The following is a 26,087-nucleotide window of genomic DNA, read 5'->3' as shown; positions in this document are numbered from 1 at the left end:
AACATTGATGACTTACCGGTCATCGACCGGGTAGACCATCCGATGGCGTACTATCATAAATTAAGCGAAGCGTCTGTCGGTAAGGATACGATGACTGGTCACTGGGAAATTATGGGCTTAAATATTATGCAGCCGTTCAAAGTGTATCCAAACGGCTTCCCAGAAGAACTCATTCGAGACATCGAAGCGATGACCGGCCGTAAAGTCGTCGCGAATCGCCCAGCATCAGGAACACAAATTATTGATGAGTGGGGCGAACATCAAATGAAGACGGGAGACTTGATTGTCTATACATCGGCAGACCCTGTGCTTCAAATCGCAGCGCATGAAGACATTATTCCTTTAGAAGAGCTGTATGACATTTGTGAAAAAGTGCGTGAACTGACGAAAGATCCAAAATATTTAATTGGCCGTATCATCGCACGTCCATACGTAGGTGAGCCAGGTCACTTCACGCGTACAAGTAACCGCCATGACTACGCATTAAAACCATTTGGTGATACGGTGATGACTGCACTGAAAGATGATGGTTATGACGTCATTGCGATTGGTAAAATTAACGACATCTATGATGGCGAAGGCGTTACTGAAGCTGTACGTACAAAAAGCAATATGGACGGCATGGACCAATTAATGAAAGTCGTTCAAAAAGACTTCAAAGGCATCAGTTTCTTAAACCTTGTCGACTTTGACGCATTATACGGTCACCGTCGTAACAAACCAGGTTATGCCCAAGCATTAAAAGATTTCGATAACCGTTTACCAGAACTCTTTGAACATATGCGTGACGATGACTTACTGATCATTACAGCGGACCATGGAAATGACCCGACGGCAGAAGGGACAGATCACACACGTGAATACATTCCAGTGTTATGGTATAGTCCGAAATTTAAAGAAGGCCATGCATTAGAAACCGATACAACGTTCAGTTCTATTGGCGCAACGATTGCGGATAACTTTGGGGTTAAAGCACCAGAGTATGGTCGCAGTTATTTAAACGATTTAAAATAAGCTAAAATATACACGAGGTAAGAATTGACTCAAAAGTCGTGACTTCTTATCTCGTGTATTTTATATTTATAAAAATGGGTATTACATAAGAGAAATAAATCTAAGTTATGGGATAGAATCGAGGTAAGTGTGTGAAAAAGAAGAAAATATGGTTAAGTAGCGCCGTCGTATTTATCGTAATCGCAATCATTGCTGGGGCAAGTATCATGTATATGCAACATAAACACAGCACAGTTGCACATGCAAATTATATCAATGACCGCACACCGACATTGTTTTTACACGGAACAAGTGGGAATTTAAATTCACTCAAATATATTATTAACGAAGCTGAAGACCGAGGTGTCACACAAGATGTTGTCGTTGCACATGTGTCTAAAGACGGTGCAGTAACGTTTGAAGGCGCACTAACACAACAAGCACGCAATCCAATTGTACAAATAGAATTAGAAGATAATGACAATATGGATTTAAACAAAAATGCCTCATGGATAAAAAATGTGATTGTGGCACTTGACCAAAAACAACATTTTAAACATTTTAATTTTGTTGGGCATTCTATGGGCAACACATCATTTGCACAATACATGCTAAATTATGGAAATGATACATCTTTACCACAATTGAAACATCAAGTTAGTATCGCAGGAACGTACAATGGTGTATTAGGCATGAATGAAGACGTCAATGAAATATCCGTAGATAACGCAGGAAAACCAAGTCGAATGATCGCACCGTATGAAGGATTTATGAAATTAAAGCCTATGTATAAAGGAAAAAACATCGAAGTGTTAAATATATATGGTGATATTTTAGACGGCACACACTCAGATGGCATTGTGTCAATGAGCTCGTCAAAATCATTAAAATATTTACTTGGTGATAGCCCTAAAAGTTACAAAGAATCGAAATATGAAGGGGCTGACGCGGAACATAGCGACATTCATGACAATCCAAAAGTTGCCAACGAAATCATTTCATTTTTATGGGGAAAATAAAAACGCGCTGATTGAATCAGTGCGTTTTTTTCGATTCAAGCGCCGCAATCACTTTGACCATATCTTCTTGAATGACAAGGTCTGCCAAATGGTCATAGGGTGTGGGTTCGCGATTAATGATAATCAAGTTGCCGTGATTAAATTGAGATACAAATCCAGCAGCAGGTTGAACAACGAGTGATGACCCAAGCACGATCAACGTATCAGCATCGTTCATTTTAAACATGGCACGCATTAACGTTTTTTGGTCTAACATCTCACCATATAACACAATATCTGGTCGAATATGCCCACCACATTGGTCGCAATGGCGCAGTTGATGTGCTAAAACATAAGATTTCGTAAACGAGGCATCACAATGTGTGCAATAAAAACGATTCATCGTGCCGTGTAATTCATCAACACGTTGACTCCCAGCGTCAGAATGAAGGCCATCAATATTTTGTGTAACCACACCAAGCGAACGACCTTCAGCTTCGAGCTCGGCAATCCATTGATGTACACGGTTCGGTTTTTTATCCGCAAATAATAAATATTGGTAACAAAAATCGATAAATCCAGCAGGGTCATCTCTTAAATAATCAGCACTTAAAATATATTCTGGGGTATAGCCGTTTTGCGCAATGGCATCATTAATACCTCCGATTGAACGAAAGTCAGGAATACCACTTGCGACAGAAATACCGGCACCTGTAAAAAATACAATCTTATGAGATTGATCTATCATTTGTTTCAGTTGGTTTACTTTATCATTCATCAACAATCACTCCGTAAACATCTGTTATATTTACATTTTAGAAGTGCTAAAATGATTAATCAAATATGTGTAAGTTCATCATAAATTCCAGTGTTAATTTTATTAATGTTATGTTATTATTTTTAAAAATAATTGCGTTACGCGAAAGAGGTACTTTGATGAATCAAACACAATCAGTATTATCTTGTTATAAGCTTTTTTGGACACGTGCATTTGATGTTCATGGACGTTCAACTCGAGGGGAATTTTGGTATCCCTTTAGTTTTCATTTAGTGATTCACTTTTTATTGAGTAGATTTATTTATGGCGTGTTAGATGAAATATTTTTGCTAATTACCATTATACCTTCACTAACGGTGATGACACGACGTTTACACGATACAAACCGTAAAATGTGGTCAGCTGTTGTGATTCATGTCATAGGTTTACTGGCAATCGTTGTAAATTTATTATCGGTTGTATTTGATATTATGTCAGTTAAAGATTACTCAATGATGATTGTCATCGTTTTATTGGTATTTATTATTTATACTATTTTTTCACTCACGGCGTTTTATGCACTTGTGGCGATGTATATAAAAGGTGACGAAAAGCCAAACAAGTATGGTGATGGTGGGACATATCGTTTAAAGAAAGACAATAATCAATAATATTATATAAACCCCTAATGGATATAGTTATCTTTTAGGGGTTAAACTTTTAATGCATTATAGTAATCCTAATATTATTCTTCATATTTTTGTAACGGGGTTAGATTGATTTTGAGCCGTAAATTTACATCTTTATAATAAATTTTTTGTTAAAATGAAAATGCATAAGATAACTTACCAGTTGGAGGGAAACGTGATGTGTGATTCAGTTAAGGCAACACTATCAGCATGGGGGTTTCTTGAAACGTTACAACCAGGAGAAATAGAAGGGTTACAGGAATATCTACATAAATCGTTGTTTAAAGATAATCAAAATAAGACGAAAACATTTAATTTTAGTGAATTTAATTCGATTTGGGAAAATGAAGCTTATGCATTAAAAGATGTAAAAAGCAAAAACGGTAAGATTAAATTTCAAATGTACCGTTTATGTTTTTCATTTAACGAGATTGAAGAGCATCTGAGAAGGGTGTTTAACGGAGATGAAATATATAATCCTAATTCTAAAAAATGCTATGGCTATACATTTGTTGTAGATCATGAGGGACGCGTAGAATTGGATACGTTGTATGTTCCGATGATTATGACAGCAATGTTAAATCTTTCTAAAGATAAACATCATAATATTGAAAAAATACATAATGATCATTTCGAAAAATTTAAGTATGATTGTGAGGCTGTATTAGGTAACAATCCGCTAGATGCTTTTAAATTAGCCAAAATGGATGACCTCTATAGTCAATACTTTCAAAAATATGAAAGTGTAAATGTTGGTATATTTGAACATTGGGTTAGGGTCAAATATGTGAAACCTCAAGATATAGATAGTGAATTAAATAGTTTTTATCTAAAGGATATTGAAACAGCCAAAGCGCAACCGAATACCGCACTTAATCAATATATTTTGGGGAATTTACACCAAAAAATAAATATTGATGAAAATAGAGAACTCATAGAAAATTATTTACAACCAGATTGCTATCCTGATGGTCGATGGCCATCTTTAGTTGAACATCGACTCTCGTTAATGCAACAAGTAGCAGTAAATCATATCTGTAAAGATGCGAAAACGATCAGCTCCGTTAATGGACCACCTGGGACTGGAAAAACAACGCTATTAAAAGATTTATTTGCACATCACATCGTTGAACGTGCAAAAACTTTTGCTCATTTAGAGCATCCGAAAGCGGCTTTTACATCAACTAAAATTCATGAAACGGATCAATATGCAACATACTTTTTAAATGATGTTCATACTAAATTTAAGATGGTTGTTGCTTCGAGTAATAACGGCGCTGTAGAAAATATTTCAAAAGATTTACCTAAAATAGCTGAAGTGATTAGAAAAGATGTCGAAAGTAAATTCCCACAATATGAGCAAGAATATCAAAAAGTAGCGCAAGAACTGGAAATGTTTAGAAATATTGCCAGTGATCTCATTCAAGAAGACGCCTGGGGACTCTTTTCAGGAGTGTTTGGAAAAAAGAAAAATATTGATGCTGTTATGAAAAAAATGTTAGTAGGAAGTGATTCTTTAAATACAATCCTTTTAAATGAAGCAACACAGATAAATATGACTCAAAAATGGAAAGAAGCGAAACAATCATTTAATGATACGTTAAATACGATTCAATCACTTAAAAAAGAGATAAAAAAAGGGCACAAGTATTACAAAAGAGCTCAAAAAAGCCGTTTGAAATTAACATATTATCATACCCAATTACAACTGTTAAACCAACAATTGCATAAAGTTGAAAATAGTGATGAGCTTGATACAAAAGTTAAAGACATCGATAAAGATATAAAACGTGTTAAAGAGAGAATTAATGACATCAATGAACATGAAGCGTTATCTCGAGGAGATGAAAGCTTCATGACAAAATTAACGCATTTATTCGGTGGTCAAAATCATCAATATAAGTCGAAATTCCAAGAGCAGAAAAGAATGTTATTGGAAGATAAAATTAATTTAGAGCAAGACAAACAAGTGTATTTAGATAAAATATCCGTTATTCGAGAAGAAAAACAAAGCATTCTCACTGACATTAAAAATTATGAAAGTAAAATAGAAAATCACCAAAGCATAATAGAAAAATATGAAATGTTCCAATCAAAACATCAAGGACTCATGTATGGTGATGATGAGTTTTGGCGTGATACTGAAGAAGATTATGCGCGTCGTCAAGAGTCTGTGTTAGGCACAACGGATGAACTACAGTTCCAAAGGGGTTTGCTATTCTTAAAAGCTATGGTTTTACATAAATATCTTTTAATTGGCAATGCGAAATCGATACAATCTGGACTCTATGATTTTAAAAATCGTTTTGATTATATAGAAGGGACATTATCAAAGGTTGAAAACGCTTGGAACATCTTACATCTGATTTTCCCTGTCATTAGCACTACATTTGCAAGTTTTAATGCAATGTATGCAAAAGTTTCAAAAGATTTTATAGATTATCTTTTTATTGATGAAGCGGGGCAAGCTACGCCACAAGCGGCAGTGGGTGCAATACACCGCTCTTGTAAAGTCGTTGCGGTAGGAGACCCTATCCAAATTGAGCCAGTCGTGACGCTCGAACGTCATTTATACGATTTGGTTAGGAAAGCATACAACGTGCCTGAAAGATTAGTGAATATCAATGCATCGGTGCAATCGATAGCGGATGAAGCCAATCAATATGGATACTGGAAAGGTAGTGGGCACGAAAAGCAATGGATTGGAATCCCTTTATGGGTGCACAGACGTTGCTTAAATCCGATGTTTTCTATTAGCAATCATATTGCTTATGAAAATAAAATGGTTTTACCGCATTATGTGAAAAATAATGAAGAGAAGGGCAAAACAGGTTGTGTAAAGTGGATAGATGTCAAAGGTAAAGCGACACATAGACAATATGTAAGTGAACAAGGTGAACATATTGTTGCGTTATTAAAAGAAGATTGGCAGTGCGCATTAAACGAACATGAGACATCCCCGAATGTGTTTGTAATCACGCCATTTACTGCTATTAAAAACGCATTAAGTTCACGTTTGAAAAATGAATTAAAGAATGAGGTACCTCAATCTTTTAATATAAGTCAATGGGTGGATAAAAGTATTGGAACAGTTCATACGTTTCAAGGTAAAGAAGCCGATAAAGTCTATTTTGTTACTGGCACGGATGATAAACAAAATGGTGCGATTCAATGGTCTTGCGCAAAACCTAATTTAATCAATGTGGCGGTTACAAGGGCTAAAAAAACATTTATTATTATTGGTGATAAAGCACGCATTAGTAAGTTAAAGTATTACGACACGATTAAATATTATGAAAATCATTAATGGATTATAGTGTAGCATGCATATCTCACGCAAGCTTTCTAAGCCTTCAATACGCCCTTAGAAGTGTGTTTGAAGACTTTTAAATATAAAATGAACACGTCTTAGATTGATTTAATTTTAATTAATATAGCCTTAATATGACCTGGATGCGTGACATGATAATCTATATATAAGATATATAAAAAAATTATATATAGTGAGGAGTGTTATTATGAATCATCCACAAACTGTTTTATCATGCTACACGTTGTTCTGGACGCGTCTGTTTGATATAAGGGGACGTTCGACGCGTAAAGAATTTTGGCACCCATTATGGATCAATGCAGTCATTATGACGCTGTTGACATTGTTTGCAGCAGAGCGTGCAAGTTATATTTTTGGTTTATTGATTTTTATTCCGAATTTAACAGTGATGACGCGTCGTTTACACGATGTTGATCGCACGATGTTTCTTGCGATTTTATTTAATTTGAGTAGTTATATAGCTTATTTCCTTATATTCTTAGTGGCGTTAGTGCCTACTGGTATTGTCACAAATCCATTTGCAGAAAGTATTTTAATTATTACTGGATTTATTGGTGGTATCGCATTAATCGGACTGATATTTTATACGTTTGTCCTCATGGCATCAAGAGGGAATGATGCGTCAAATGAATATGGCCATGGTGGTACAGCAAGTATGATACAAAGTACTGAAACGCCACACGCATAATAAAGTGGTTTGAAGTTAAGCTTAATGGAGAAAGTGTCCATTGGGCTTTTTTAGTATATGCTAGGATTAGTATTTTGAAATGAAGGGTACGGAATAATATATATAAACAGATTTATAAAAATTAAAGTGAGTACGACGTAAGTCCGACTCACTTTTTTTACTCTATATAAGTAGGTGAAAGCAATGACTAAAGTGCTATTAACTGGGGCCTCAGGGTATATCGGTGGCCATTTAATGAAACAATTAAAAAAAGATTATGAAATTGTAGCCATTTCACGACATATTGAGAATAAAGAAAATGAAGCGAATGTGACTTGGAAATCCGCAGATTTATTTGATATTGAAGAAATTACTGAAGTGATGGAAGGTGTCGATGTTGCGATTTATTTAGTACATTCGATGATGCCTTCTGCCAAACTGACACAAGCAAGTTTTGAAGATATGGATGCATTGTTAGCGGATAATTTTGCGCAAGCAGCACGTACGAATGGTGTGAAACATATCGTTTATATGAGTGGTTTAATTCCAGAAGATGATCAATTATCACCACATTTAAGAAGTCGTCTTGAATGTGAGCGTATTTTAGGCGCCTATGGTGTGCCTGTAAGTACGTTGCGAGCTGGCCTTATTATTGGTTCAAAAGGAAGTTCGTATCCGATTTTGAAAACGTTGGTGGAACGTTTACCAGGGTTGCTTTTACCGAAGTGGGCATATCATACCACATTACCTGTTGCAATCGATGACGTGATTCACGGTTTAAAAGCCCTTGTGAAACGTCAGCCTCAAACTAATGAGGCGATTGATATCGGTGGCCCTTCACATATGACGTATAAAGATTTGTTTAGTCAAACCGCAGAAGTCTTAGACAAGCGCTTGCCAATGTTTGATTTACCTATCATTCCGATTTGGTTAAGTAAATTTTGGGTGAAACTCATTTCAGGTGTGCCGAAAGAAATGGTGTATCCATTAATGGATAGTCTTGTCCATGATATGAAACGCAGTGATGCCAATACTGTTGAAGGCATTTCAATCGGTACCATTGATTTTAAGGAAAGTGTCCGTAAAGCATTAGATGAGGAACAAGATGCTCATAAAACGAAATCCAAAAAATCACAGTCAGATCAGCTGAAAATAAAAGATGTGCGCGCCATTTCAAGGGTATCATTACCACAATCTGTAGACATGAATGCGCTCGCAACAACCTATGCAGAGTTTTTAAACACGATTACGTTTTATCTTGTTCACAGTCGTCTGGAAGATGATTTATTTACCATTCAAGTGCCGTTTCTAAATAAGACGTTGTTGCGTTTAAAGAAAGATAAACATATATCTCATGCAGATAAAGTGATGTTTCATATTGTTGGAGGCGATTTTGCGTTAGCGGATGACGGTGGGAATGCACGTTTGGAATTTAGAAGGTTACCTGACTCTGACGATTGTATTATCGCGCTTCAAGAGTACCAACCTACATTGCCATGGTGGTTCTATAAATTTACACAAGCGAAAGTGCATAAAGCCGTCATGAATGCCTTTAAACTGAAATTGAAATTTTCCTATGGATTAGAAGCGCGCTTAGTACGTGAAAGTCATGCGATGAAAACGTCATAATGGGGTGTATTTCCTAGGAAATGTTTATGATGAAAGGAAGAAGACCATGTCAAAACGTAAGAAGTTTGAACAATTTGTAAGAGCCATAGGCCCTTTGCTAGGTGGCCAAGTTGTTGGCAGAGTGATTGTACGTCATGCGCGCGACGATTATAAAGAAACCAAAACGCTACCGTATTCACCGCCAGGATATGTCTTTCCGATTGTATGGTCGGTACTGTATACTTCTATGGGAATCGCACATGCGTGCGTGTCCAATAAGAAGCCCTCACGTTTCATGTCTATAATGTATATGACACAATTGGCTTTCAATTATGCATGGGCTATCATCTATTTTAAATTTAAATGGCGAGGTATAGCGGTAATAAACAGCTTTTTATTATTGGGTGCGGTGATTGTGACGACTGTGCAGTTTTTCAAAAAACATAAAGTGGCGGGCGTGTTGTTGTTTCCATATGTCGCTTGGTGTGCCTTTGCTTCGTATCTCGCGACTGGGAACTATCTCTTAAATAAAGCATAAGCGCAACGTTGGTATCATCTAAGGAGGAGAGCTATGAAGTTAGGTGTGATTTTAAATCGCGTGTTTCGCATGCAAGCGAATCCTTTATTTCAATATGTAAGTGATCATCATCATCAATATGATACGATTCATTTTATCGTGCCCATCGAAGCGATGACTGATGCGTCAGAAATTAAATATCATGACTATATGAATGTAGTAAAAGGGTTTTTAAATCAATTAAAACAATATGATATTGAGCCACACATTGTAACATATGAAGCGCTCGGAGATTTATCAAAATCCCTCGGTTTATCACATGTTCTGTTAACGAGTGATACGATGAGTTATCACCATGAGCGATATGATTTTCCACATATTCAACGTGCATTTCAAAATTATAATATTGATGTCATTGGTTTGCGGGCAAATCATTATTTTAACCCCCGACAAACGACTAATAAACAAGGTGAGCCATATAAAGTATTTACTCATTTTTATAAAGCAAATCGCTCTAAAATAACGCATATTCGTACACCAAATTACACATTAGAAACACTGAGTTCTATCGTTCAAAAAGGAGACAATCAATTAAATCTTACATTTAATGAAGCAAGTGATGTTGAAGCAACGGTACGCGCTAAGTGGGAAGATTTTCTACGTGAGGATATCACGCAATATAAGGAATTGACCAATGATATTACTCAACCCTATGTAAGTGGTATGAGTCGGGCTTTAGCGTATGGTTTGATGGATATTCATGAAGTGTTAAGTGATTTATTAGAAGGTTATGAAACATCACCTTCGCAATATGAAGCGTATATTCGAGAACTCATATTTAGAGAATTTTATTACGTATTAATGGTGGCTTATCCAAACACTGCCCATCAATCATTCAACGTAAAATATCGGGACTTGCCATGGTCGAATCATGAAGCGGCTTTTGAAGCGTGGAAAAATGGTGAAACGGGTTATCCTATTGTGGATGCTGCGATGAAGAAGTTACGGCGTACAGGTTGCATGCACAACCGATTGCGGATGGTGGTTTCTCAATTTTTAACAAAACATCTTTTGATTGATTGGACATGGGGAGAAGCTTATTTTAGAGAACAGCTCATCGATTATGACAATGCATCGAACGTTCATGGTTGGCAATGGTCTGCATCGACAGGAACGGATGCAGTACCGTATTTCAGAATGTTTAATCCAATACGTCAAAGTGAACGTTTTGATGCACAGGGCTATTTTGTCAAATCAGAATTTCCATTATTTGACGACGTTCCGGCCAAATATATTCATCATCCATCAGCGTATCGAGAGGAATTAAATGAAACGTACCACATCAAAATTGGGGAAGATTATCCAGATGTCATCGTTGATCACAAAGCAAGCCGTGAACGTGTGATGACGGTATTTAAATCATTGAGTGAAGATGAAAAAGCGTAGCACAAGGCGTGCTACGTTTTTTCAATATGACCTTGAATGACGATGCCTGCGCCTTTATGTTTTGTACCTTCATGACGGATGACTTTGCGCTCTGCCAAGAAATGGATGCGTACAGGTAATTGCGCTAATATTGCGCGCACTTCAGCCTCATCATATAACATGTCTACATCTTTAGGACCACCTGTGCCCATTTGAAGTTGTTTTTTTGCGTAAAATTCAAAATAACTATGTCCACCTGAAACAAGCGCGTTTACAAGATTATGAAACATCATTTGCTTTCCTTCACTAGGGACATGGCCAAAGATATTCATACTATAGTCAAATGTATTATAAGGTATGACGTTCGCTTCGGTGATATCTCCGTATAAAGGCTTAATTTGAACATGTTTTTCTGTCGCTAATCGGCGTTGTTTTTCAATACCGACGTTAGACGTATCATACGTAGTGACATCATAACCAAGTTCTGCGAGATATACCGCGTTACGTCCTTCGCCTTCCGCAAATAATACGATTTTTTTGGGTAGATCGGTAGTATCTTTAAAAATAGATTTAACATAGGCATTTGCTTCTTTCCCATAAATATATTGTTCCTCTTGATACTTTTCATCCCAATGATTCATTACGTAGCCTCCTAGTTTCACATTTGATATTCAAGATATACCCGACTTCTAACGTGTCATTCATTTCTAAATAGGGTAAAAGATTAATATTAATTGATATTAATTATATAAGGATGTGAAATGATGAGCCAACATTATGAAGTCGTTGTAATCGGTGGGGGAACGGCAGGAATTATGGTCACATCTAAGATTCTCAGACAAGACCCGAGTTTAAAAGGAAAAATTACGATTATTGATCCAGCAAGCCATCATTATTATCAACCGCTATGGACGTTGGTGGGCGCGGGTGTATCTAAATTGGAATCAACGCGTAAACCGATGGGAACGGTCATACCACAAGGAGCGAACTGGCTACAACAAGCCGTGAAACGCATCGCACCGCATGATAACATGGTGTATTTACAAAATGATGAAAGCATCACGTATACGTATTTAGTCGTCTGTCCTGGACTGCAATTGAATTGGTCTCATGTTAAAGGGTTACCTGAAACCATAGGTAAACATGGCGTGTGTTCCAATTATGCGCCCCAATATGTGGATGAAACATGGCGTCAAATTTCTCAATTTAAAGGTGGTACGGCTATATTTACGCATCCCAATACACCTATAAAATGTGGTGGAGCACCAATGAAAATAATGTTTTTAGCTGAAGATTATTTTAGAAAACATGGTGTGAGACCCGAGACCAACGTGTATTTTGAAACGTCAAAAGATGTCTTATTTGATGTTGAAACATATTCAAACGTACTTGAAGATATAGTTGAGAAGCGTGATATCCATGTAGAATATCAATCGAACTTGGTTGAAGTTAATGGAGAGGAAAAGCGTGCAACTTTCGAAAATATAAAGACGGGTGCGCGCCATACACGCCATTTTGATATGTTACATGTGACGCCACCAATGGGGCCATTAGACTTTGTGAAAGAAAGTGGATTAACGGATGAAGCGGGTTGGATCGATGTTAATCCATCGACATTGCAACATACCCAATTTAACAACGTCTTTGCGTTGGGTGATGCATCTAATGCGCCAACATCTAAAACGGGTGCGGCTATTCGAAAACAAGCCCCCGTTGTCGCAGCCAATGTGCTTCAAGCGATGAAAGGTAATATGTTAACACATCATTATGATGGTTACACATCTTGTCCAATCGTAACAGGGTACAACCAACTTATATTAGCAGAATTTGATTACAATCATGAACTGAAGGAAACGATGCCTTTTAACCAAGCCAAACCGCGACGCAGTATGTATGTGTTGAAAAAAGACATTTTACCTAAACTGTATTGGTATGGCATGTTAAAAGGATTGATGTAACATTTTAAATCATTATATACGCTGTCATCACTTAGATGATGGCGCTTTTGTAAGTGTGATTTGACAAATATAGTTGTCAAAATGACAATGATAGTGTATGTTGTGGTTGAGGAGTTGATCAGCATGCGAAATCGACTTAAAGAATTACGTGCGCGAGATGGGTACAATCAAACGCAATTAGCTAAAAAAGCAGGTGTTTCCAGACAAACCATTTCACTCATAGAACGAAATGAATTTACACCATCTATCAAAACAGCCGTAAGCATTGCGCGTGTATTCAAAGAGCCAGTTGAACATATTTTTATCATTGAGGAGGAAGACCTATGAAAATAGGAAGATATTTATTATATATACTCGTTGGTGGAGTAATAGGCGGTATCATTGGCGGTTTATTAGGTGAGACCAATGGTTTACGGTTCATTACCGAATATCATCTCGAATCTCACACCGTAATACAGACAATAGGTATAGGTGCGATTTTGTGTCTTTTAGGATTAATTGTTTATATTCTGTTTTTACAAAAGAAAGCGTTAAAGTATAAAAATCAATTAGATGCACACATTGAAGAGGACATTGCAGACACAATTGAAACGAAAGCTTCGTTAAAATTTATTAATGTATCACTGGTGATTTATCTAGCGTATCTCATTGCATTTTTAGTGTTACTGATTTATGTTGTTGCGAACGTCAGTGATGATTTTATCCTATATCCAATTATCGCGTTTTTAACGGTATCAATTGGGACAATACCTTATAGCTTTTTTATACGTAAATACGACCCACGGTTACCTAAATTAGGAGAAAAACATTATACTGAGAAAATGTTGGTACCTATGGATGAAGGTGAACGTCATATAACTTTAGTTTCAATGTTTAAAATCTATTATATTAACCTTTGTTTACTTATAATTGGTATTTTTTTACTTGGCATATTTTCAATATTAAGTGGTGTGAATCAAACATTTGGCTTAATCATACTCATACTTCTTTTTGCATATAATACATTTGGTTACTTATTAAGAATGCGACAATATTACCAATAAAAAAGGTGGATTTTGAAATTCACCTTTTTATTTCTTTACAATCATTTAGAAGATAAACTATGACACATATCACTATTGAGTGTAAGGATAAAATATAATTCAGAGGGTGGTTACGATGGAATTATGGGTGAAGTTGATATGGTTTTTAATCGCAGCATCATTAGCTGTTTATTTCATATTCGATGAACGCATTATCAGTTTAATCATTTTATTGATAGGTAATATTTTAGTTTTCACCATCATTGAATGTATATTTAAAAATAAGAAAAGACATTGAATTTGAGATGGTGTATAAAATTATGCGTGATAAAGTGACCGATTGCATACATCAAGATGAATAGGGTACGAATGTGCTTATCATTACTTCTTGTTGTTCTTTATATCTACAATCAAACTGATACTGCCACACAACAACAAAGATAATGGGATTAAACATAGATATACGTCAAAATCTTTATAAATAAATATGGCTGTTAAAATGATCGAAATGATAATAATCATTAGATTAAACAATGATGAAAATCGAAGTCTGTGCATCTTTCTTCACCGCTTTCTTTAAAGTTCATTCATCATCTCTTAACCTTTTACCTAACCACATGCCAGTTAAAAATAAGGTTAATACGATAAAGAACATAATTATTGGCTGATTATCAAACTGAAAATAAGGTGCTAAGTGGTATATCACGATATAGTTTACTAACAAAAATATAAGAAAGGTGATAATTTTTTTCATGGTGTCTCCTTTAATTAAGAAAGTTGAAATAGATAACAATTAAGCATTAGCGTTTATGCCGTAATTTTATTTCTAATAAAATATATGACACAATACCGACAGGGATTACGATACAACTGGCTTCTATCCAATTGTAAAATCGGTATTGATGATTAATGATTATAAAAACAATCAAACTGAGTAAACTTATGACCCACCATATACGTCTTTCCATTATGAGATTCTCCTTATCATTGAAAACTTCAACTTCATATTGACGCTTCAATAACGTTTTAATACCATAAGTATAATACATATGAAAGGGGTTTCATATATGGGAGAAGCACTAAAAATGGATAAAAGATTAAGGCGAAAAGTACTTGTCGCCAGTTTGATTGGGGCTTCAATTGAATGGTTTGATTTTTTTCTTTATGCAGCTGTAGCAACGATTATATTTAATACACAATATTTCGTTACGAATGACGTATTTTTATCAACAATTTTGGCTTATTTTGGCCTTGCATTATCATTCTTTATTCGGCCACTAGGTGGTGTCATTTTTGGACATATTGGGGATGTATTAGGACGAAAGTTGACATTGATTTTAACATTATCATTAATGGGTATTGCAACGGCTGGGATAGGTTTATTACCTACTTATGATCAAATAGGGTTAGCTGCACTTTACTATTACTTTTATTCCGGTTAATTCAAGGGCTAGGTTTAGGTGGAGAATTTGGTGGCTCTTTATTATTAGCAACCGAATATGCACCAAGGCACCAGCGTGGATTTTTTGGTAGTGTGCCTCAAATGGGGGTCACGATTGGTTTGGTATTAGCGTATAGTTTCTTTTTTACTCTGACGCATGTTTTACCAGAAGATGTCTTTCTTGCTTGGGGATGGCGCATACCTTTTATTTTTAGCTTGCTTTTAGTAGTATTCGGTTTATGGATTCGTAAAAGTTTAAATGATACACCAGCGTTTCGTCAGTTAAAAGAAGAAGCAACCCAAAGTGATGCACAACCTAAACGTATTCCAATTATTGAAACGTTTAAACAACACCCTAAAGAAGTTGTCATGACGATTTGTGCAAAGTTTGTTGAAACAGGACCTTTTTATATTTTTACTACTTTTATCATTGGTTATGCGACGGCAACGTTAAATGTGTCATTTCAATTCATGATGCTCGCCATTATGGTTGTATCTGTGGTCACTACAGTAATGATTCCTTTTATGGGTGCTTTATCAGATAAAATTGGGCGTAAAAAAATGTATCTTATAGGTACGGCTATTATGCTAATTTATGCATTTCCATATTTTATTCTAGTGAATACGCATCATGAGTTACTGATTATATTGGCGACTTTTATTGGATTAGCGTTAATTTGGCCACCGATAACAGCAACGCTTGGCACAATGTTTTCTGAAGCATTTAGTAAAGAAGTTCGCTTTACGGGTGTTACATTAGGCTATCAGATTGGTGCAGCACTTGCTGGAGGGACGGCCCCTATGATTGCTGAATATTTGATGGCCACGTTCAATGGAAGTAGTTTACCAGTGTCACTCTACATCATTGTAACGGCGATGATTTCGTTAGTCGCGGTAATGTTTTTAAAAGGGCGTAATATGCAAGATTTAGATGATACAAACTATGGTGATGATGAATATCATTAAGAGGTTAGGGCGTCTAGAGCTGAAATAGGCATTAAATTTACACAAAACTGACTGAATTCATTGCGATTTATGATATTTTTACTTAAACTAATGCTGTTTCCTTACCAATAAGACTGTAGGCACAATGATAAAACGATAAGGCAGGTGACGGCTGTGGCGAGAAAGTCGAAACGCGTTCAAATTTTAGAAGCGGCAGCATTGATTGTGTATGAGAAAGGTGTTGATGCATTAACACTTGATGCAGTGGGTAAACGTGCGGGTGTCAGTAAAGGTGGCCTGCTATACCATTTTAAATCCAAAGATGGCTTAATTGAAGCACTTGTGCAATATGCCAATCATTTGTATCAAAATAATGTTGAAAATGCACTAGATATGTCGCTTTCTCAAGGGCGTTATTTAAATGCACTCATTGAAGCAACGCGGACACATCGTGCTGAACATGCGCCGATAACTTCAGGCTTATTAGCCGCACATGGCACCAATAAAGATCACCTTGCGCCGCTAAAGGCATCTTATGCGCAGTGGCAATCTACAATCATTAATGAAGGTGTTGATCCTGTAGATGCAACCATTATGCGTTTAGCCATTGATGGGTTATGGCTCTCGGAAATTTTTGAATTTAGTGCGATTGATGAAACGATGCGAGAAGCGGTACTGAATCGTTTAAAAGCCTATACGCAACGTGAGACAGTATTTAATCACGATAATATCTAAATGGATAAAAAAATATGTGTTGATAAAGCCAAATTGTGCAAATGTGCATAATTTGGCTTTATATTTGTGTAACATTTGAATTGAAACTGACCGATTGGTGTAGTAAAAAGGTGAACTGTTTACATAAGATGGGTACGTAACAGTTATCAAATGGACATCAGGTTGCCTTCATCTAAGTATTAAGATGACTTATACTGCACATTTAATGAACGTAAATAATAGCGATTGAGGACTTGTTGTGCCTTGTTTTTACTTAGTACGCTTTGTATGACATTCACAAGGGGTCCTTTTTGTGTTTTTAAATTCATTAAGGGAAAGGAATGGACATATGTTAAGTATTAAAAACTTATCAAAAGTCTATGCTGGGAGTAAAAAGGCTGTAGACAATATGACGATAGACATTCAACAAGGGGAGTTTGTCGCCTTTATTGGCACGAGTGGGAGTGGTAAAACGACGGCACTCCGCATGATTAACCGTATGATTGAAGCGACTGAAGGTCAAATTATGATTAATGGTAAAGACGTTCGTCAAATGAATCCGGTAGAATTGCGCCGTAGTATTGGTTATGTGATTCAACAAATCGGGCTCATGCCACACATGACAGTTAGAGAAAATATTGTATTAGTACCAAAATTACTGAAGTGGTCTCAAGAGAAAAAAGATGAGAAAGCGCGTGAACTCATTAAACTTGTGGATTTACCGGAAGATTATTTAGATCGTTATCCGTCTGAATTATCTGGGGGTCAACAACAGCGTATCGGTGTTGTTAGAGCGCTCGCTGCAGAACAAGATATCATTTTGATGGACGAACCATTTGGGGCGCTAGACCCGATTACACGTGATACGTTGCAAGACTTAGTGAAGAAGCTTCAACAACAATTAGGCAAAACATTTATATTTGTGACACATGACATGGATGAAGCAATTAAGCTTGCTGACAAAATTTGCATTATGTCACATGGGAAAGTCATTCAATACGATACACCTGATAATATTTTAAGACATCCGGCAAATGATTTTGTACGTGATTTTATTGGTCAAAACCGTTTGATTCAAGACCGTCCTAATGTGCGTGCTGTAGAAGATGCGATGATTACACCTATTACGATAACGGCGGATCACTCATTAAATGATGCAGTTGAGTTAATGCGTCAAAAACGTATAGATACGTTATTTGTCGTCAATCATCAAAATAAATTATTAGGATTTTTAGACATTGAAGACATCAATCAAGGGTTACGTGCACGCGCAGAGCTCATTGATGTCATTCAACGCGATGTATATACTGTGCCACTTGATAGTAAATTACAAGATTCTGTGCGCACGATTTTAAAAAGAAATGTACGTAATGTGCCTGTGGTTGATGAAGGTCATCATATTGTAGGACTCATTACGCGCGCAAATCTTGTTGATATTGTTTACGACAGCATATGGGGGGAATCTGACGATGAAACTACAGAAACAGAAGATGCAGTATCTTCTGATAAGGCTGGAGTTGAGCGCGTATGATGGATTTTATCGTGAATAATGCGAATGATTTATTCAATAAAACGATGGAACACTTATATATTTCTGTCATTGCTCTCATACTCGCAATCATTTTCTCAGTGCCCCTCGGTATTTTATTAACACGTACAAAACGTTTGGCAAAAGTTTCATTAACGATTGCCAGTGTACTTCAAACGATACCGACATTAGCCGTGTTAGCGTTGATGATTCCGTTATTTGGTGTGGGGAAGGTGCCAGCCATCGTTGCGCTATTTTTCTATGTGTTATTACCTATTTTAAATAATACGATTATCGGTGTGGAAAGTATCGATAAAAATGTACGTGAAGCAGGAAAAAGTATGGGTATGACAGAGTTTCAATTGATGAAAGGCGTGGAACTTCCGCTAGCATTACCTATGATTTTAAGTGGTATTCGCTTGTCGTCAGTTTATGTGATTAGTTGGGCGACACTTGCGAGTTTTATCGGTGCAGGCGGTCTCGGTGATTACATTTTCAACGGATTAAACTTATATGATGCGAATATGATCATTACGGCGACAATCTTAATTACCGCACTCGCGTTACTTGTAGATTTTTGTTTGTCACGTATTGAAAAGTGGATTGTACCAAAAGGATTAAAGGTGTCTAGATAAACATTGGAGGGGGATATGATGACACGTTATCACAAGTATGTAGCAGTTGTTGTGCTGTGCCTCATGGTGTTATCTGGATGCAGTTTACCAGGTTTGAAAAATGCATCGGCACCGGATGAAGTTCAAATTACAGCACTTTCAACGTCAGAATCTCAAATTATGTCTCATATGTTGAGACTACTGATAGAACATGATACAAAAGGTAAGATTAAACCGACAATTATTAACAACTTAGGTTCAAGCACGATTCAACATAATGCCATCGTAAATGGTCAGGCGAACATGTCGGGGACGCGTTATACCGGTACAGATTTAACTGGGACGCTCCAAATGAAGCCGATTATAGATTCGAAAAAGGCAATGGCCGCGACGCAAAAGGGTTTTAAAGACAAATACCAACAAACATTTTTTAACTCTTACGGCTTTGATAATACGTTTGCGTTAATGGTGACACAAGAAACCGCTAAAAAATATCATTTAGAAACGGTCTCTGACCTTGAAAAACATGCGAAAGATTTAAGACTTGGTATGGATACAACATGGCAAAATCGTGAAGTAGATGGCTACCCTGCATTTCAACGTAAATATGGGTTTAAATTTGGAGATAGCCGACCAATGCAAATTGGACTTGTCTATGATGCGCTTCAAAATGGCAGTTTAGATGTGGCTGTAGGGTACTCAACAGATGGCCGAATTGCGGCATATCATTTAAAGGTTTTAAAAGATGATAAACGTTTCTTCCCACCTTATGATGCAAGCCCTTTAGCTTCCGACCAACTATTGAAAGAACGTCCTGAACTCAAACCAATTATTAAAAAATTAGAAGGCAAAATTTCTACTAAAGAAATGCAACATTTAAATTATCAAGCAGATGGACAAGGTCAAGAACCTGCCATTGTGGCACAAAAATTTTTAGAAAAACATCATTACTTTGATGATGACAAAGGAGGCCAAAAATAATGAATGGTCATCTTTTACAACAACTTTGGACGTATTATCAAACGAACTTTGGCTATTTATGGGAACTTTTTATGAATCATCTTTTAATGTCGATTTATGGTGTGTTATTTGCAGCACTTGTAGGTATCCCATTAGGTATCATCATCGCGCGCTACGGAAAATTATCGACTGCGGTCATTACACTCGCGAATGTGATTCAAACGGTCCCTGTCATTGCGATGTTAGCCATTTTAATGTTAGGTATCGGCTTGGGAATGAATACCGTGATATTTGCTGTCTTTTTATATGCACTATTACCGATCATTAAAAATACGTATACAGGCATACAAGGGGTGGATGCGAATATCAAAGATGCAGGTAAAGGTATGGGTATGACGCGTAATCAAGTTCTTCGTATGATTGAATTACCGCTGTCATTATCAGTTATCATTGGTGGTTTGCGTATTGCACTTGTTGTTGCTATTGGCGTAGTAGCGGTAGGGTCTTTTATCGGAGCTCCTACCCTTGGCGATTTAATTATACGTGGAACGAATGCTACAGACGGGACACTTTTTATTGTAGCGGGTGCGTTACCAATTGTGCTTATTGTATTGATTGTTGATGTACTTTTGCGTATGCTTGAGAAGAAGTTAGACCCTGTGAATCGTCGTACGAAAAATACAATGACACCAAGTTAAAAGGAGTGACGTTTCGTGGCGTTAATGGAAATGAATTATAAATCTAAAACGCTTGGCATGCATCAATCATTCACAGTGATTTTGCCAGAAGATGACAGTTATTTTAATCCAAGTAACAAACCTAAATTATTGAAATCAATGTTATTGTTACATGGGATATCGAGCGATCACGCATCTTATATGCGTTATACAAGTATTGAGCGTTATGCGAATGCGCATCAATTAGCAATTATTATGCCGAGTGCAGATCATAGTTTTTATACCAATATGAAATATGGTCATAGTTATTATGATTATGTGTTAGAAGTATGGGATTATGTGCATCAAGTACTGCCATTGTCTCAAGAAAGAAAAGATCATTTTATTGCAGGCCATTCAATGGGTGGGTATGGTACGTTGCGCTATGCATTGACAGCGGGTGAACGGTTTTCTAAAGCAGCACCGCTTTCTTTTGCCATCGATGTATCACAAGTGTACGAATTTGTGTACCCTGATTTTAAACCTGCCGCAATTGCCGGCGAGGACTATCTGCCTATCGGTACGGAATATGACCCTTATCACCTTGTAGATGAAGCAATTAAAAAGGGCAAAGCAGTTCCGGAGATTGTTATGATGTGTGGGACAGAAGACCCATTGTATGAAAGTAATGCGCAATTTTTTGACTATATTTCTAAACACAATATACCAAGTCGTTTGATTGCCAATGCGGGTGAACATAATTATGACTATTGGGATAAAGCAATAAAAACAATCATTGAAATGTTTACAACTGAAGATGAATAAAATATATGCGTTCATGGCGGATTTCCGTATATGAACGCATTTTTTATTTTCATTTTTCACAAATTGATAAACATTGCAAATCGGTGCATGAAGGTCTATAATATTAAATCGTAATTATTACGATTTATAAAGTGAGGTTTTATATATGACCCAACATCACCGTGTTGTGATTATTGGCGCAGGTGCAGCGGGAATTGGGATGGCAGTCACTTTCAAGATGCTTAATATGGAAGATGTCTGTATCATTGAAAAAAATTCAATTGGTCATTCGTTTACGCAGTGGCCGAAATCAACGCGAACAATTACACCATCGTTCACATCAAATGGGTTTGGCATGCCAGATATGAATGCGATTTCTATAGATACATCACCAGCTTTTACCTTTAATGAAGAGCATGTGTCAGGTGAGACGTATGCAGAATATCTTGAAATTGTAGCCGACCATTATGACGTTCAAGTTGAAACTGAGACGACTGTTAAAGGTGTACAATTGGTGGACGGTATTTATGAAATTGAGACGTCTAGAGGCCTGTTTACTGCTGATTATATCTTTGTAGCAACGGGAGATTATGCCTTTCCAAATCAACCGTTCACTGTGGGCCGTCATTATAGTGAAATAGAAGATTTTAAAGCATTGACAGGAGAACATTATGTTGTCATTGGTGGCAATGAAAGTGGCTTCGATGCGGCAATTCAGCTTGCCAAAAATGGTGCGCATGTTGAAATGTACACGACTTCGACTGGGTTTGGTGAAGAAGATGCGGATCCTAGCGTCCGTTTATCACCGTATACGCATCAACGCTTAAAAGAAGTGGTAGAAGCGGGGCATGATATTCAAATGCACGTGGGACATGAAGTCATCGATACACGAGAGGATGACGATGGTTATCACATTTTACTAGCGAATGGTGAAACCGTCGTAACACCTCACATACCGATTGTCGCGACAGGCTTTGATGTGACACAAAATCCACTTGTGCAACAATTGTTTACGCTTCAAGAAGGTGAAGTGAAATTGTCTCAATTAGATGAATCTACACGCTATCCTAACGTCTTTTTAATTGGGGCAACAGTGCGTCATGAAGAAGCGATATTATGTTATATCTACAAGTTTCGCGCACGTTTTGCTGTTTTAGCTGAAATTGTAATGAAGCGAGAAGCGATACCGGTAGACGATACAATCATTGAATCATTTAAGAAGAATAATATGTATTTAGATGACTATGCATGTTGTGAAGTGGACTGTACATGTTAGAAGTGACGTTTAATATTGTCACGGGTGAAGTGACATCTATTCCTGATAAACCCCATCATTTGAAATTAAGTCAGACGCATCGGCTTACTAGTGATGAACTGGCTAAACTCCGTCAATTTATCATTTCAAAACGTTTAGAAATTGGCTTGAAAACACCGACACTATCGACAACAGAAGCAACGCAACACGTCGTCGCACAACTCCAACACTTTGTGAAAGAGAAACAACAACGAGCACCCAAATGGCATCAAATGTGTTACGGGTGGTGCGTGATTGTACTTATGTTTGCGATTCCCATTTTTCTTGCGTATCATTTGTCAGGGTGGTTAGAAAGTACAGTGTTTTCGCCTTTTATTGATATGTTGAGTCGTGCGCAGTGGGTGCAACATGCGTGGATTCAACATATTCTATTTGGAGATTATGGTATGTTATCTCTTGGTACGTATTCGTTTGTATGGGCACTGCCTGTCGTTGTCTTCATCAGTATTTCCACGGCGCTGTTAGATCATTCAGGTTTAAAGCAGTACGTCGTATGGTCTATAGAACCGTCCATGCGTCGTATCGGATTAAACGGTACAGATATTGTGCCTGTACTTGAAGGCTTTGGTTGCAATGCGGCAGCGGTGTCACAAGCGAGTCATTGTAGTCAATGTACGAAAGCGCGATGCATGAGTTTAATTGGCTTTGGTACCTCTTGTAGTTATCAAATTGGTGCAACGTTATCCGTTTTTAATACTGCGCATGTGAGTGGGTTATTTGTCCCTTATTTGCTACTCGTGTTTTTAGGGGGCGTCATTCATAACCGATTATGGTATCACAGCGAGACCACGTTCAATATTGCACCACCGTATCGACAAACATCTTTACGCTCACCATTTACGTTCGCGTTTGTTAAACAAGTGATATCAAGTATACACATGTTTTTGACACAAGCGATGCCGATTTTTCTCGGCATTTGCTTTGCGGTCAGTCTTCTATCATTCACAATGCTTTTAGATGTACTTGCAAAAGTATTCGCCCCGATATTACAGCTTTTACAACTACCGACAGAACTTGCGACGGTCATCTTTTTCTCAATGATACGTAAAGATGGTATGCTGTTGTTGAATACGGGTCACGGTACACTGATTCAAAGCTTAACACCGATGCAGTTATTAATGGTTGTCTTTTTAGCATCAACCATCACCTCATGTTCTGTGACGATGACAATGATTTTACGTCAACTCGGAGGTAAACTTGCAGGCAAAATGATTCTGAAACAAATGGTGACATCGGTAGGCATTGTCTTTGTGCTCTTTGGATTGATGAAATTGTGGTACGTCCTAATTACGCTTATTTAAAAAATGAACACTTTATTTGCGCCAAAAAGCCATCAACATTCATGTCATCATGAACATTGATGGCTATTCTTATTGGCGTCAAAAAAGCTGTCATTACAGTGTAAAGCTAGTTATGCACGTATACATTTAAATCATCAAAGATAGCAGTTTTGATACGTGTTAACATGTCATGAAGGATGTTGAATTATGTCTGAAATAATTTTTTACATATCATCCATGTGTGTTTATCTTTAAAAATATAGTTCTCTAACATTAAATGATGCACGATATGACTCACGCGTTCACGAGACATACCTATTAAATCTGCAAGTAATTGTATGGTAATCGCATTCGTCAGTTCATAATAAGTGTCATGATTCAGTCCTACATTTTCGCATAGCAAACGGATTAAATGTATTACTTTTTCACGTGCATTTTTGCAATTTAAAATCATATTATGCTGAATGTGTTGATCTTTGCTTAAAATAACTAATTCGTAAAATCGAGACAGCACCTCTGCATCATGTTTTGATAGCTTTTCAACTAAAAATAAGGGCACGCTCAATATGTCGCAATCTGTTAAAGCGATACATGATTCATCAATTGCAGGAGTGCGAAACAATTTGTTGAGCGGAAAGCAATGATACGCTTGATTCAGCCATTTGTAATGCGCGCCATTATCAGTATAGGCTTCTCTTAACACGATACCATGCATGATGAACTTGATGTGTGTCATTTCAGTTGTATCGTAATAAATAACTTGATTTTTATCGTAATGACGCAGTATAAAATCATCCGCAAAAATTTGTAATTGCGTGGGTGACACATGAATATAATGCGCAAATGTTTGGATCGCAACTTTTAAGTCTTTGATATCTATCGTTTTATAATGCGTATTCATTTTAGATAACGTCCTTACTTAATTATAAATGGATGTGTGTACCTGTTCCCCTCTCAATAGCCTCGTAAGCGTTGTCTAAGTCTGTTATGATGACTTCTCTATGTGGATGTTGGCCAATAAATTTAATCGCGGCTTCAATTTTAGGTAACATGGAGCCTTCTGCGAATTGGCCTTCATCAATGTATGTTTTTAAAGTCGCAACGTCAACGGAGGTTAACATTGTTTCTTTAGGTGTTTGATAGTTGATATAGACATTTGGTACGGCTGTTAAAATCATCAAGGTATCCGCTTCAATCAGTTCTGCTAGTGTTTCACTTGCGAAATCTTTATCAATCACCGCTTCAATACCTTCGTAACTATCTTCTTTTTTTACAACAGGAATACCGCCCCCACCACACGCAATGACGATATTGTTGTTGTCGAGTAATGTTTTAATCATTTCATGTTCTAAAATCGATACAGGAATAGGGGATGGTACCACTTTTCGATAACCGCGACCAGCATCTTCTTTATAGACGCTGTTTGCATCTAAACGTTGTAATTTTTCAGCTTCTTCTTTCGTATAAAACGGTCCAATCGGTTTTGATGGACGACTGAGGTGTGGATCATGTGCATCGACTTCAACACGTGTAACGACAGTCGCCACGTTTTTCGTACTCTTTATGTTTTGAAGGACGCGTGATGTTTCCGTTTCTAACCAGTATCCAATCATACCTTGTGTCATGGCACCACATACATCTAAAGGCATGGCAGGTGTTTCAGGACTGCTGGCTTTTGCTTGTTGAATTAACAAATTGCCTATTTGTGGTCCGTTACCATGTGAAAATACGATAGATGCATCGGAAGCAAACAAAGGTTTTAGTTTTTCCAATGTTTGTCGAATCGCACTTTGCTGACTCATTGCGGTTGCTTCTTTATTTTGAATTGCGTTACCCCCTAAGGCGATAACAATCGTTTTAGGCAT

The 26,087-nt window shown here is 37.0% G+C and carries 26 protein-coding genes and 1 pseudogene; 22 read left to right on the top strand and 5 right to left on the bottom strand.

Features of this window, described 5'->3' with window-relative positions; genetic code table 11:
• Together deoB and CD172_RS03175 are read left to right on the top strand one after the other, a co-directional pair.
• Positions 1-1,014: phosphopentomutase (gene deoB, locus CD172_RS03180; RefSeq protein WP_103345468.1), on the top strand; the 1,014-nt coding region annotated here is incomplete at its 5' end.
• A 131-nt stretch (positions 1,015-1,145) separates the two neighbouring features.
• Positions 1,146-2,012 carry an alpha/beta hydrolase gene (locus CD172_RS03175; protein ID WP_037565637.1) on the top strand — a complete coding sequence of 289 codons (867 nt, stop codon included), beginning with the start codon at positions 1,146-1,148 and terminating at the stop codon, positions 2,010-2,012.
• A 16-nt stretch (positions 2,013-2,028) separates the two neighbouring features.
• Here the strand turns inward: CD172_RS03175 and CD172_RS03170 are convergent, their stop codons facing one another.
• The gene (locus CD172_RS03170) at positions 2,029-2,769 is read right to left on the bottom strand and encodes an NAD-dependent protein deacylase (RefSeq protein ID WP_103345465.1); all 741 of its coding nucleotides are present in this window, start codon (positions 2,767-2,769) and stop codon (positions 2,029-2,031) included.
• Between the two features lie 158 nt (positions 2,770-2,927).
• Here CD172_RS03170 and CD172_RS03165 point away from each other — a divergent pair, with 158 nt between their 5' ends.
• The 6 genes from CD172_RS03165 (at position 2,928) to CD172_RS03140 (ending at position 11,006) form a co-directional block, all read left to right on the top strand.
• Positions 2,928-3,419, top strand: a complete 492-nt coding sequence (locus CD172_RS03165; protein ID WP_157950611.1) for a DUF805 domain-containing protein — start codon at positions 2,928-2,930, stop codon at positions 3,417-3,419.
• 196 nt (positions 3,420-3,615) lie between these two features.
• The gene (locus CD172_RS03160) at positions 3,616-6,744 is read left to right on the top strand and encodes a DEAD/DEAH box helicase (protein ID WP_103345463.1); all 3,129 of its coding nucleotides are present in this window, start codon (positions 3,616-3,618) and stop codon (positions 6,742-6,744) included.
• 211 nt (positions 6,745-6,955) lie between these two features.
• Complete coding sequence (locus CD172_RS03155) at positions 6,956-7,456, top strand: DUF805 domain-containing protein (RefSeq protein ID WP_103345462.1); 501 nt, start codon at positions 6,956-6,958, stop codon at positions 7,454-7,456.
• Between the two features lie 183 nt (positions 7,457-7,639).
• On the top strand, positions 7,640-9,064 hold the full coding sequence (locus CD172_RS03150) for an NAD(P)H-binding protein (RefSeq protein WP_103345461.1): 1,425 nt from the start codon (positions 7,640-7,642) through the stop codon (positions 9,062-9,064).
• A 46-nt stretch (positions 9,065-9,110) separates the two neighbouring features.
• Positions 9,111-9,581 carry a TspO/MBR family protein gene (locus CD172_RS03145; protein ID WP_103345460.1) on the top strand — a complete coding sequence of 157 codons (471 nt, stop codon included), beginning with the start codon at positions 9,111-9,113 and terminating at the stop codon, positions 9,579-9,581.
• 33 nt (positions 9,582-9,614) lie between these two features.
• Positions 9,615-11,006, top strand: coding sequence for a cryptochrome/photolyase family protein (locus tag CD172_RS03140; RefSeq protein ID WP_103345459.1), 1,392 nt, complete (start codon positions 9,615-9,617; stop codon positions 11,004-11,006).
• A 233-nt stretch (positions 11,007-11,239) separates the two neighbouring features.
• On the opposite strand, the pseudogene CD172_RS13115 reads toward CD172_RS03140, so the two are convergent.
• Positions 11,240-11,626, bottom strand: a pseudogene (locus CD172_RS13115) (class I SAM-dependent methyltransferase); the annotation flags it as partial.
• A 123-nt stretch (positions 11,627-11,749) separates the two neighbouring features.
• On the opposite strand from CD172_RS13115, the gene CD172_RS03130 reads away from it, so the two are divergent.
• The 4 genes from CD172_RS03130 to CD172_RS12685 all read left to right on the top strand — a co-directional run bounded on the left by CD172_RS03130 (position 11,750) and on the right by CD172_RS12685 (position 14,263).
• Positions 11,750-12,943 carry an NAD(P)/FAD-dependent oxidoreductase gene (locus tag CD172_RS03130; RefSeq protein ID WP_037565644.1) on the top strand — a complete coding sequence of 398 codons (1,194 nt, stop codon included), beginning with the start codon at positions 11,750-11,752 and terminating at the stop codon, positions 12,941-12,943.
• Between the two features lie 123 nt (positions 12,944-13,066).
• A complete protein-coding gene (locus tag CD172_RS03125; RefSeq protein WP_037565645.1) occupies positions 13,067-13,270 on the top strand; it encodes a helix-turn-helix transcriptional regulator in 204 nt (67 codons plus the stop codon).
• A complete protein-coding gene (locus CD172_RS03120; RefSeq protein WP_103345458.1) occupies positions 13,267-13,986 on the top strand; it encodes a DUF3169 family protein in 720 nt (239 codons plus the stop codon). The genes CD172_RS03125 and CD172_RS03120 overlap by 4 nt, the downstream gene beginning before the upstream one ends.
• A gap of 115 nt (positions 13,987-14,101) precedes the next feature.
• Positions 14,102-14,263 carry a hypothetical protein gene (locus CD172_RS12685; RefSeq protein WP_157950610.1) on the top strand — a complete coding sequence of 54 codons (162 nt, stop codon included), beginning with the start codon at positions 14,102-14,104 and terminating at the stop codon, positions 14,261-14,263.
• Positions 14,264-14,765: 502 nt separating this feature from the next.
• On the opposite strand, the gene CD172_RS12680 is transcribed toward CD172_RS12685, so the two are convergent.
• Entirely contained in the window at positions 14,766-14,933 is a 168-nt protein-coding gene (locus CD172_RS12680; RefSeq protein WP_157950609.1) for a hypothetical protein, read from the bottom strand.
• 99 nt (positions 14,934-15,032) lie between these two features.
• Here CD172_RS12680 and CD172_RS13095 point away from each other — a divergent pair, with 99 nt between their 5' ends.
• The 10 genes from CD172_RS13095 to CD172_RS03075 all read left to right on the top strand — a co-directional run bounded on the left by CD172_RS13095 (position 15,033) and on the right by CD172_RS03075 (position 24,243).
• Positions 15,033-15,407, top strand: a complete 375-nt coding sequence (locus CD172_RS13095; RefSeq protein ID WP_318838055.1) for an MFS transporter — start codon at positions 15,033-15,035, stop codon at positions 15,405-15,407.
• Positions 15,407-16,372, top strand: coding sequence for an MFS transporter (locus CD172_RS03115; protein WP_324826127.1), 966 nt, complete (start codon positions 15,407-15,409; stop codon positions 16,370-16,372). Before CD172_RS13095 ends, CD172_RS03115 begins: the two co-directional genes overlap by 1 nt.
• Before the next feature lie 153 nt (positions 16,373-16,525).
• Positions 16,526-17,086 carry a TetR/AcrR family transcriptional regulator gene (locus CD172_RS03110; RefSeq protein ID WP_103345457.1) on the top strand — a complete coding sequence of 187 codons (561 nt, stop codon included), beginning with the start codon at positions 16,526-16,528 and terminating at the stop codon, positions 17,084-17,086.
• A 328-nt stretch (positions 17,087-17,414) separates the two neighbouring features.
• Positions 17,415-18,596, top strand: a complete 1,182-nt coding sequence (locus CD172_RS03105) for a betaine/proline/choline family ABC transporter ATP-binding protein (protein ID WP_103345456.1) — start codon at positions 17,415-17,417, stop codon at positions 18,594-18,596.
• Positions 18,593-19,228: an ABC transporter permease gene (locus CD172_RS03100; protein ID WP_037565651.1), complete on the top strand. Its 636-nt coding sequence runs from the start codon at positions 18,593-18,595 to the stop codon at positions 19,226-19,228. Before CD172_RS03105 ends, CD172_RS03100 begins: the two co-directional genes overlap by 4 nt.
• An 18-nt stretch (positions 19,229-19,246) precedes the next feature.
• Positions 19,247-20,188, top strand: coding sequence for an osmoprotectant ABC transporter substrate-binding protein (locus CD172_RS03095; RefSeq protein ID WP_037565652.1), 942 nt, complete (start codon positions 19,247-19,249; stop codon positions 20,186-20,188).
• A complete protein-coding gene (locus CD172_RS03090) occupies positions 20,188-20,865 on the top strand; it encodes an ABC transporter permease (protein ID WP_103345455.1) in 678 nt (225 codons plus the stop codon). The genes CD172_RS03095 and CD172_RS03090 overlap by 1 nt, the downstream gene beginning before the upstream one ends.
• Before the next feature lie 15 nt (positions 20,866-20,880).
• Complete coding sequence (locus CD172_RS03085; RefSeq protein WP_103345454.1) at positions 20,881-21,648, top strand: alpha/beta hydrolase; 768 nt, start codon at positions 20,881-20,883, stop codon at positions 21,646-21,648.
• Positions 21,649-21,793: 145 nt separating this feature from the next.
• The gene (locus CD172_RS03080; protein WP_103345453.1) at positions 21,794-22,903 is read left to right on the top strand and encodes an NAD(P)/FAD-dependent oxidoreductase; all 1,110 of its coding nucleotides are present in this window, start codon (positions 21,794-21,796) and stop codon (positions 22,901-22,903) included.
• Entirely contained in the window at positions 22,897-24,243 is a 1,347-nt protein-coding gene (locus tag CD172_RS03075) for a nucleoside recognition domain-containing protein (protein WP_103345452.1), read from the top strand. The genes CD172_RS03080 and CD172_RS03075 overlap by 7 nt, the downstream gene beginning before the upstream one ends.
• A gap of 184 nt (positions 24,244-24,427) precedes the next feature.
• Here the strand turns inward: CD172_RS03075 and CD172_RS03070 are convergent, their stop codons facing one another.
• The gene (locus CD172_RS03070; RefSeq protein WP_051879694.1) at positions 24,428-25,123 is read right to left on the bottom strand and encodes a Crp/Fnr family transcriptional regulator; all 696 of its coding nucleotides are present in this window, start codon (positions 25,121-25,123) and stop codon (positions 24,428-24,430) included.
• Positions 25,124-25,145: 22 nt separating this feature from the next.
• The gene (arcC, locus tag CD172_RS03065) at positions 25,146-26,087 is read right to left on the bottom strand and encodes a carbamate kinase (RefSeq protein ID WP_103345451.1); all 942 of its coding nucleotides are present in this window, start codon (positions 26,085-26,087) and stop codon (positions 25,146-25,148) included.

It is taken from the genome of Staphylococcus agnetis (genome assembly GCF_002901865.1).
Lineage (GTDB): Bacteria > Bacillota > Bacilli > Staphylococcales > Staphylococcaceae > Staphylococcus > Staphylococcus agnetis.
The sequence above is the reverse complement of the archived record's forward strand: the minus strand, read 5'-3'. Positions and strand labels throughout refer to the sequence as shown.

What these genes read in the sequence shown, in the direction of transcription:
- CD172_RS03155 (WP_103345462.1), top strand. Translation starts at nt 6,956, where the DNA reads ATGAATCATCCACAAACTGTTTTATCATGCTACACGTTGTTCTGGACG.
- arcC (WP_103345451.1), bottom strand. Translation starts at nt 26,087, where the DNA reads ATGCCTAAAACGATTGTTATCGCCTTAGGGGGTAACGCAATTCAAAAT.
- CD172_RS03070 (WP_051879694.1), bottom strand. Translation starts at nt 25,123, where the DNA reads ATGAATACGCATTATAAAACGATAGATATCAAAGACTTAAAAGTTGCG.
- CD172_RS03150 (WP_103345461.1), top strand. Translation starts at nt 7,640, where the DNA reads ATGACTAAAGTGCTATTAACTGGGGCCTCAGGGTATATCGGTGGCCAT.
- CD172_RS03130 (WP_037565644.1), top strand. Translation starts at nt 11,750, where the DNA reads ATGAGCCAACATTATGAAGTCGTTGTAATCGGTGGGGGAACGGCAGGA.
- CD172_RS03095 (WP_037565652.1), top strand. Translation starts at nt 19,247, where the DNA reads ATGACACGTTATCACAAGTATGTAGCAGTTGTTGTGCTGTGCCTCATG.
- CD172_RS03100 (WP_037565651.1), top strand. Translation starts at nt 18,593, where the DNA reads ATGATGGATTTTATCGTGAATAATGCGAATGATTTATTCAATAAAACG.
- CD172_RS03075 (WP_103345452.1), top strand. Translation starts at nt 22,897, where the DNA reads ATGTTAGAAGTGACGTTTAATATTGTCACGGGTGAAGTGACATCTATT.
- CD172_RS03105 (WP_103345456.1), top strand. Translation starts at nt 17,415, where the DNA reads ATGTTAAGTATTAAAAACTTATCAAAAGTCTATGCTGGGAGTAAAAAG.
- CD172_RS03090 (WP_103345455.1), top strand. Translation starts at nt 20,188, where the DNA reads ATGAATGGTCATCTTTTACAACAACTTTGGACGTATTATCAAACGAAC.
- CD172_RS03120 (WP_103345458.1), top strand. Translation starts at nt 13,267, where the DNA reads ATGAAAATAGGAAGATATTTATTATATATACTCGTTGGTGGAGTAATA.
- CD172_RS12680 (WP_157950609.1), bottom strand. Translation starts at nt 14,933, where the DNA reads ATGGAAAGACGTATATGGTGGGTCATAAGTTTACTCAGTTTGATTGTT.
- CD172_RS03125 (WP_037565645.1), top strand. Translation starts at nt 13,067, where the DNA reads ATGCGAAATCGACTTAAAGAATTACGTGCGCGAGATGGGTACAATCAA.
- CD172_RS13095 (WP_318838055.1), top strand. Translation starts at nt 15,033, where the DNA reads ATGGGAGAAGCACTAAAAATGGATAAAAGATTAAGGCGAAAAGTACTT.
- CD172_RS03145 (WP_103345460.1), top strand. Translation starts at nt 9,111, where the DNA reads ATGTCAAAACGTAAGAAGTTTGAACAATTTGTAAGAGCCATAGGCCCT.
- CD172_RS03170 (WP_103345465.1), bottom strand. Translation starts at nt 2,769, where the DNA reads ATGAATGATAAAGTAAACCAACTGAAACAAATGATAGATCAATCTCAT.
- CD172_RS12685 (WP_157950610.1), top strand. Translation starts at nt 14,102, where the DNA reads ATGGAATTATGGGTGAAGTTGATATGGTTTTTAATCGCAGCATCATTA.
- CD172_RS03165 (WP_157950611.1), top strand. Translation starts at nt 2,928, where the DNA reads ATGAATCAAACACAATCAGTATTATCTTGTTATAAGCTTTTTTGGACA.
- CD172_RS03140 (WP_103345459.1), top strand. Translation starts at nt 9,615, where the DNA reads ATGAAGTTAGGTGTGATTTTAAATCGCGTGTTTCGCATGCAAGCGAAT.
- CD172_RS03160 (WP_103345463.1), top strand. Translation starts at nt 3,616, where the DNA reads ATGTGTGATTCAGTTAAGGCAACACTATCAGCATGGGGGTTTCTTGAA.
- CD172_RS03080 (WP_103345453.1), top strand. Translation starts at nt 21,794, where the DNA reads ATGACCCAACATCACCGTGTTGTGATTATTGGCGCAGGTGCAGCGGGA.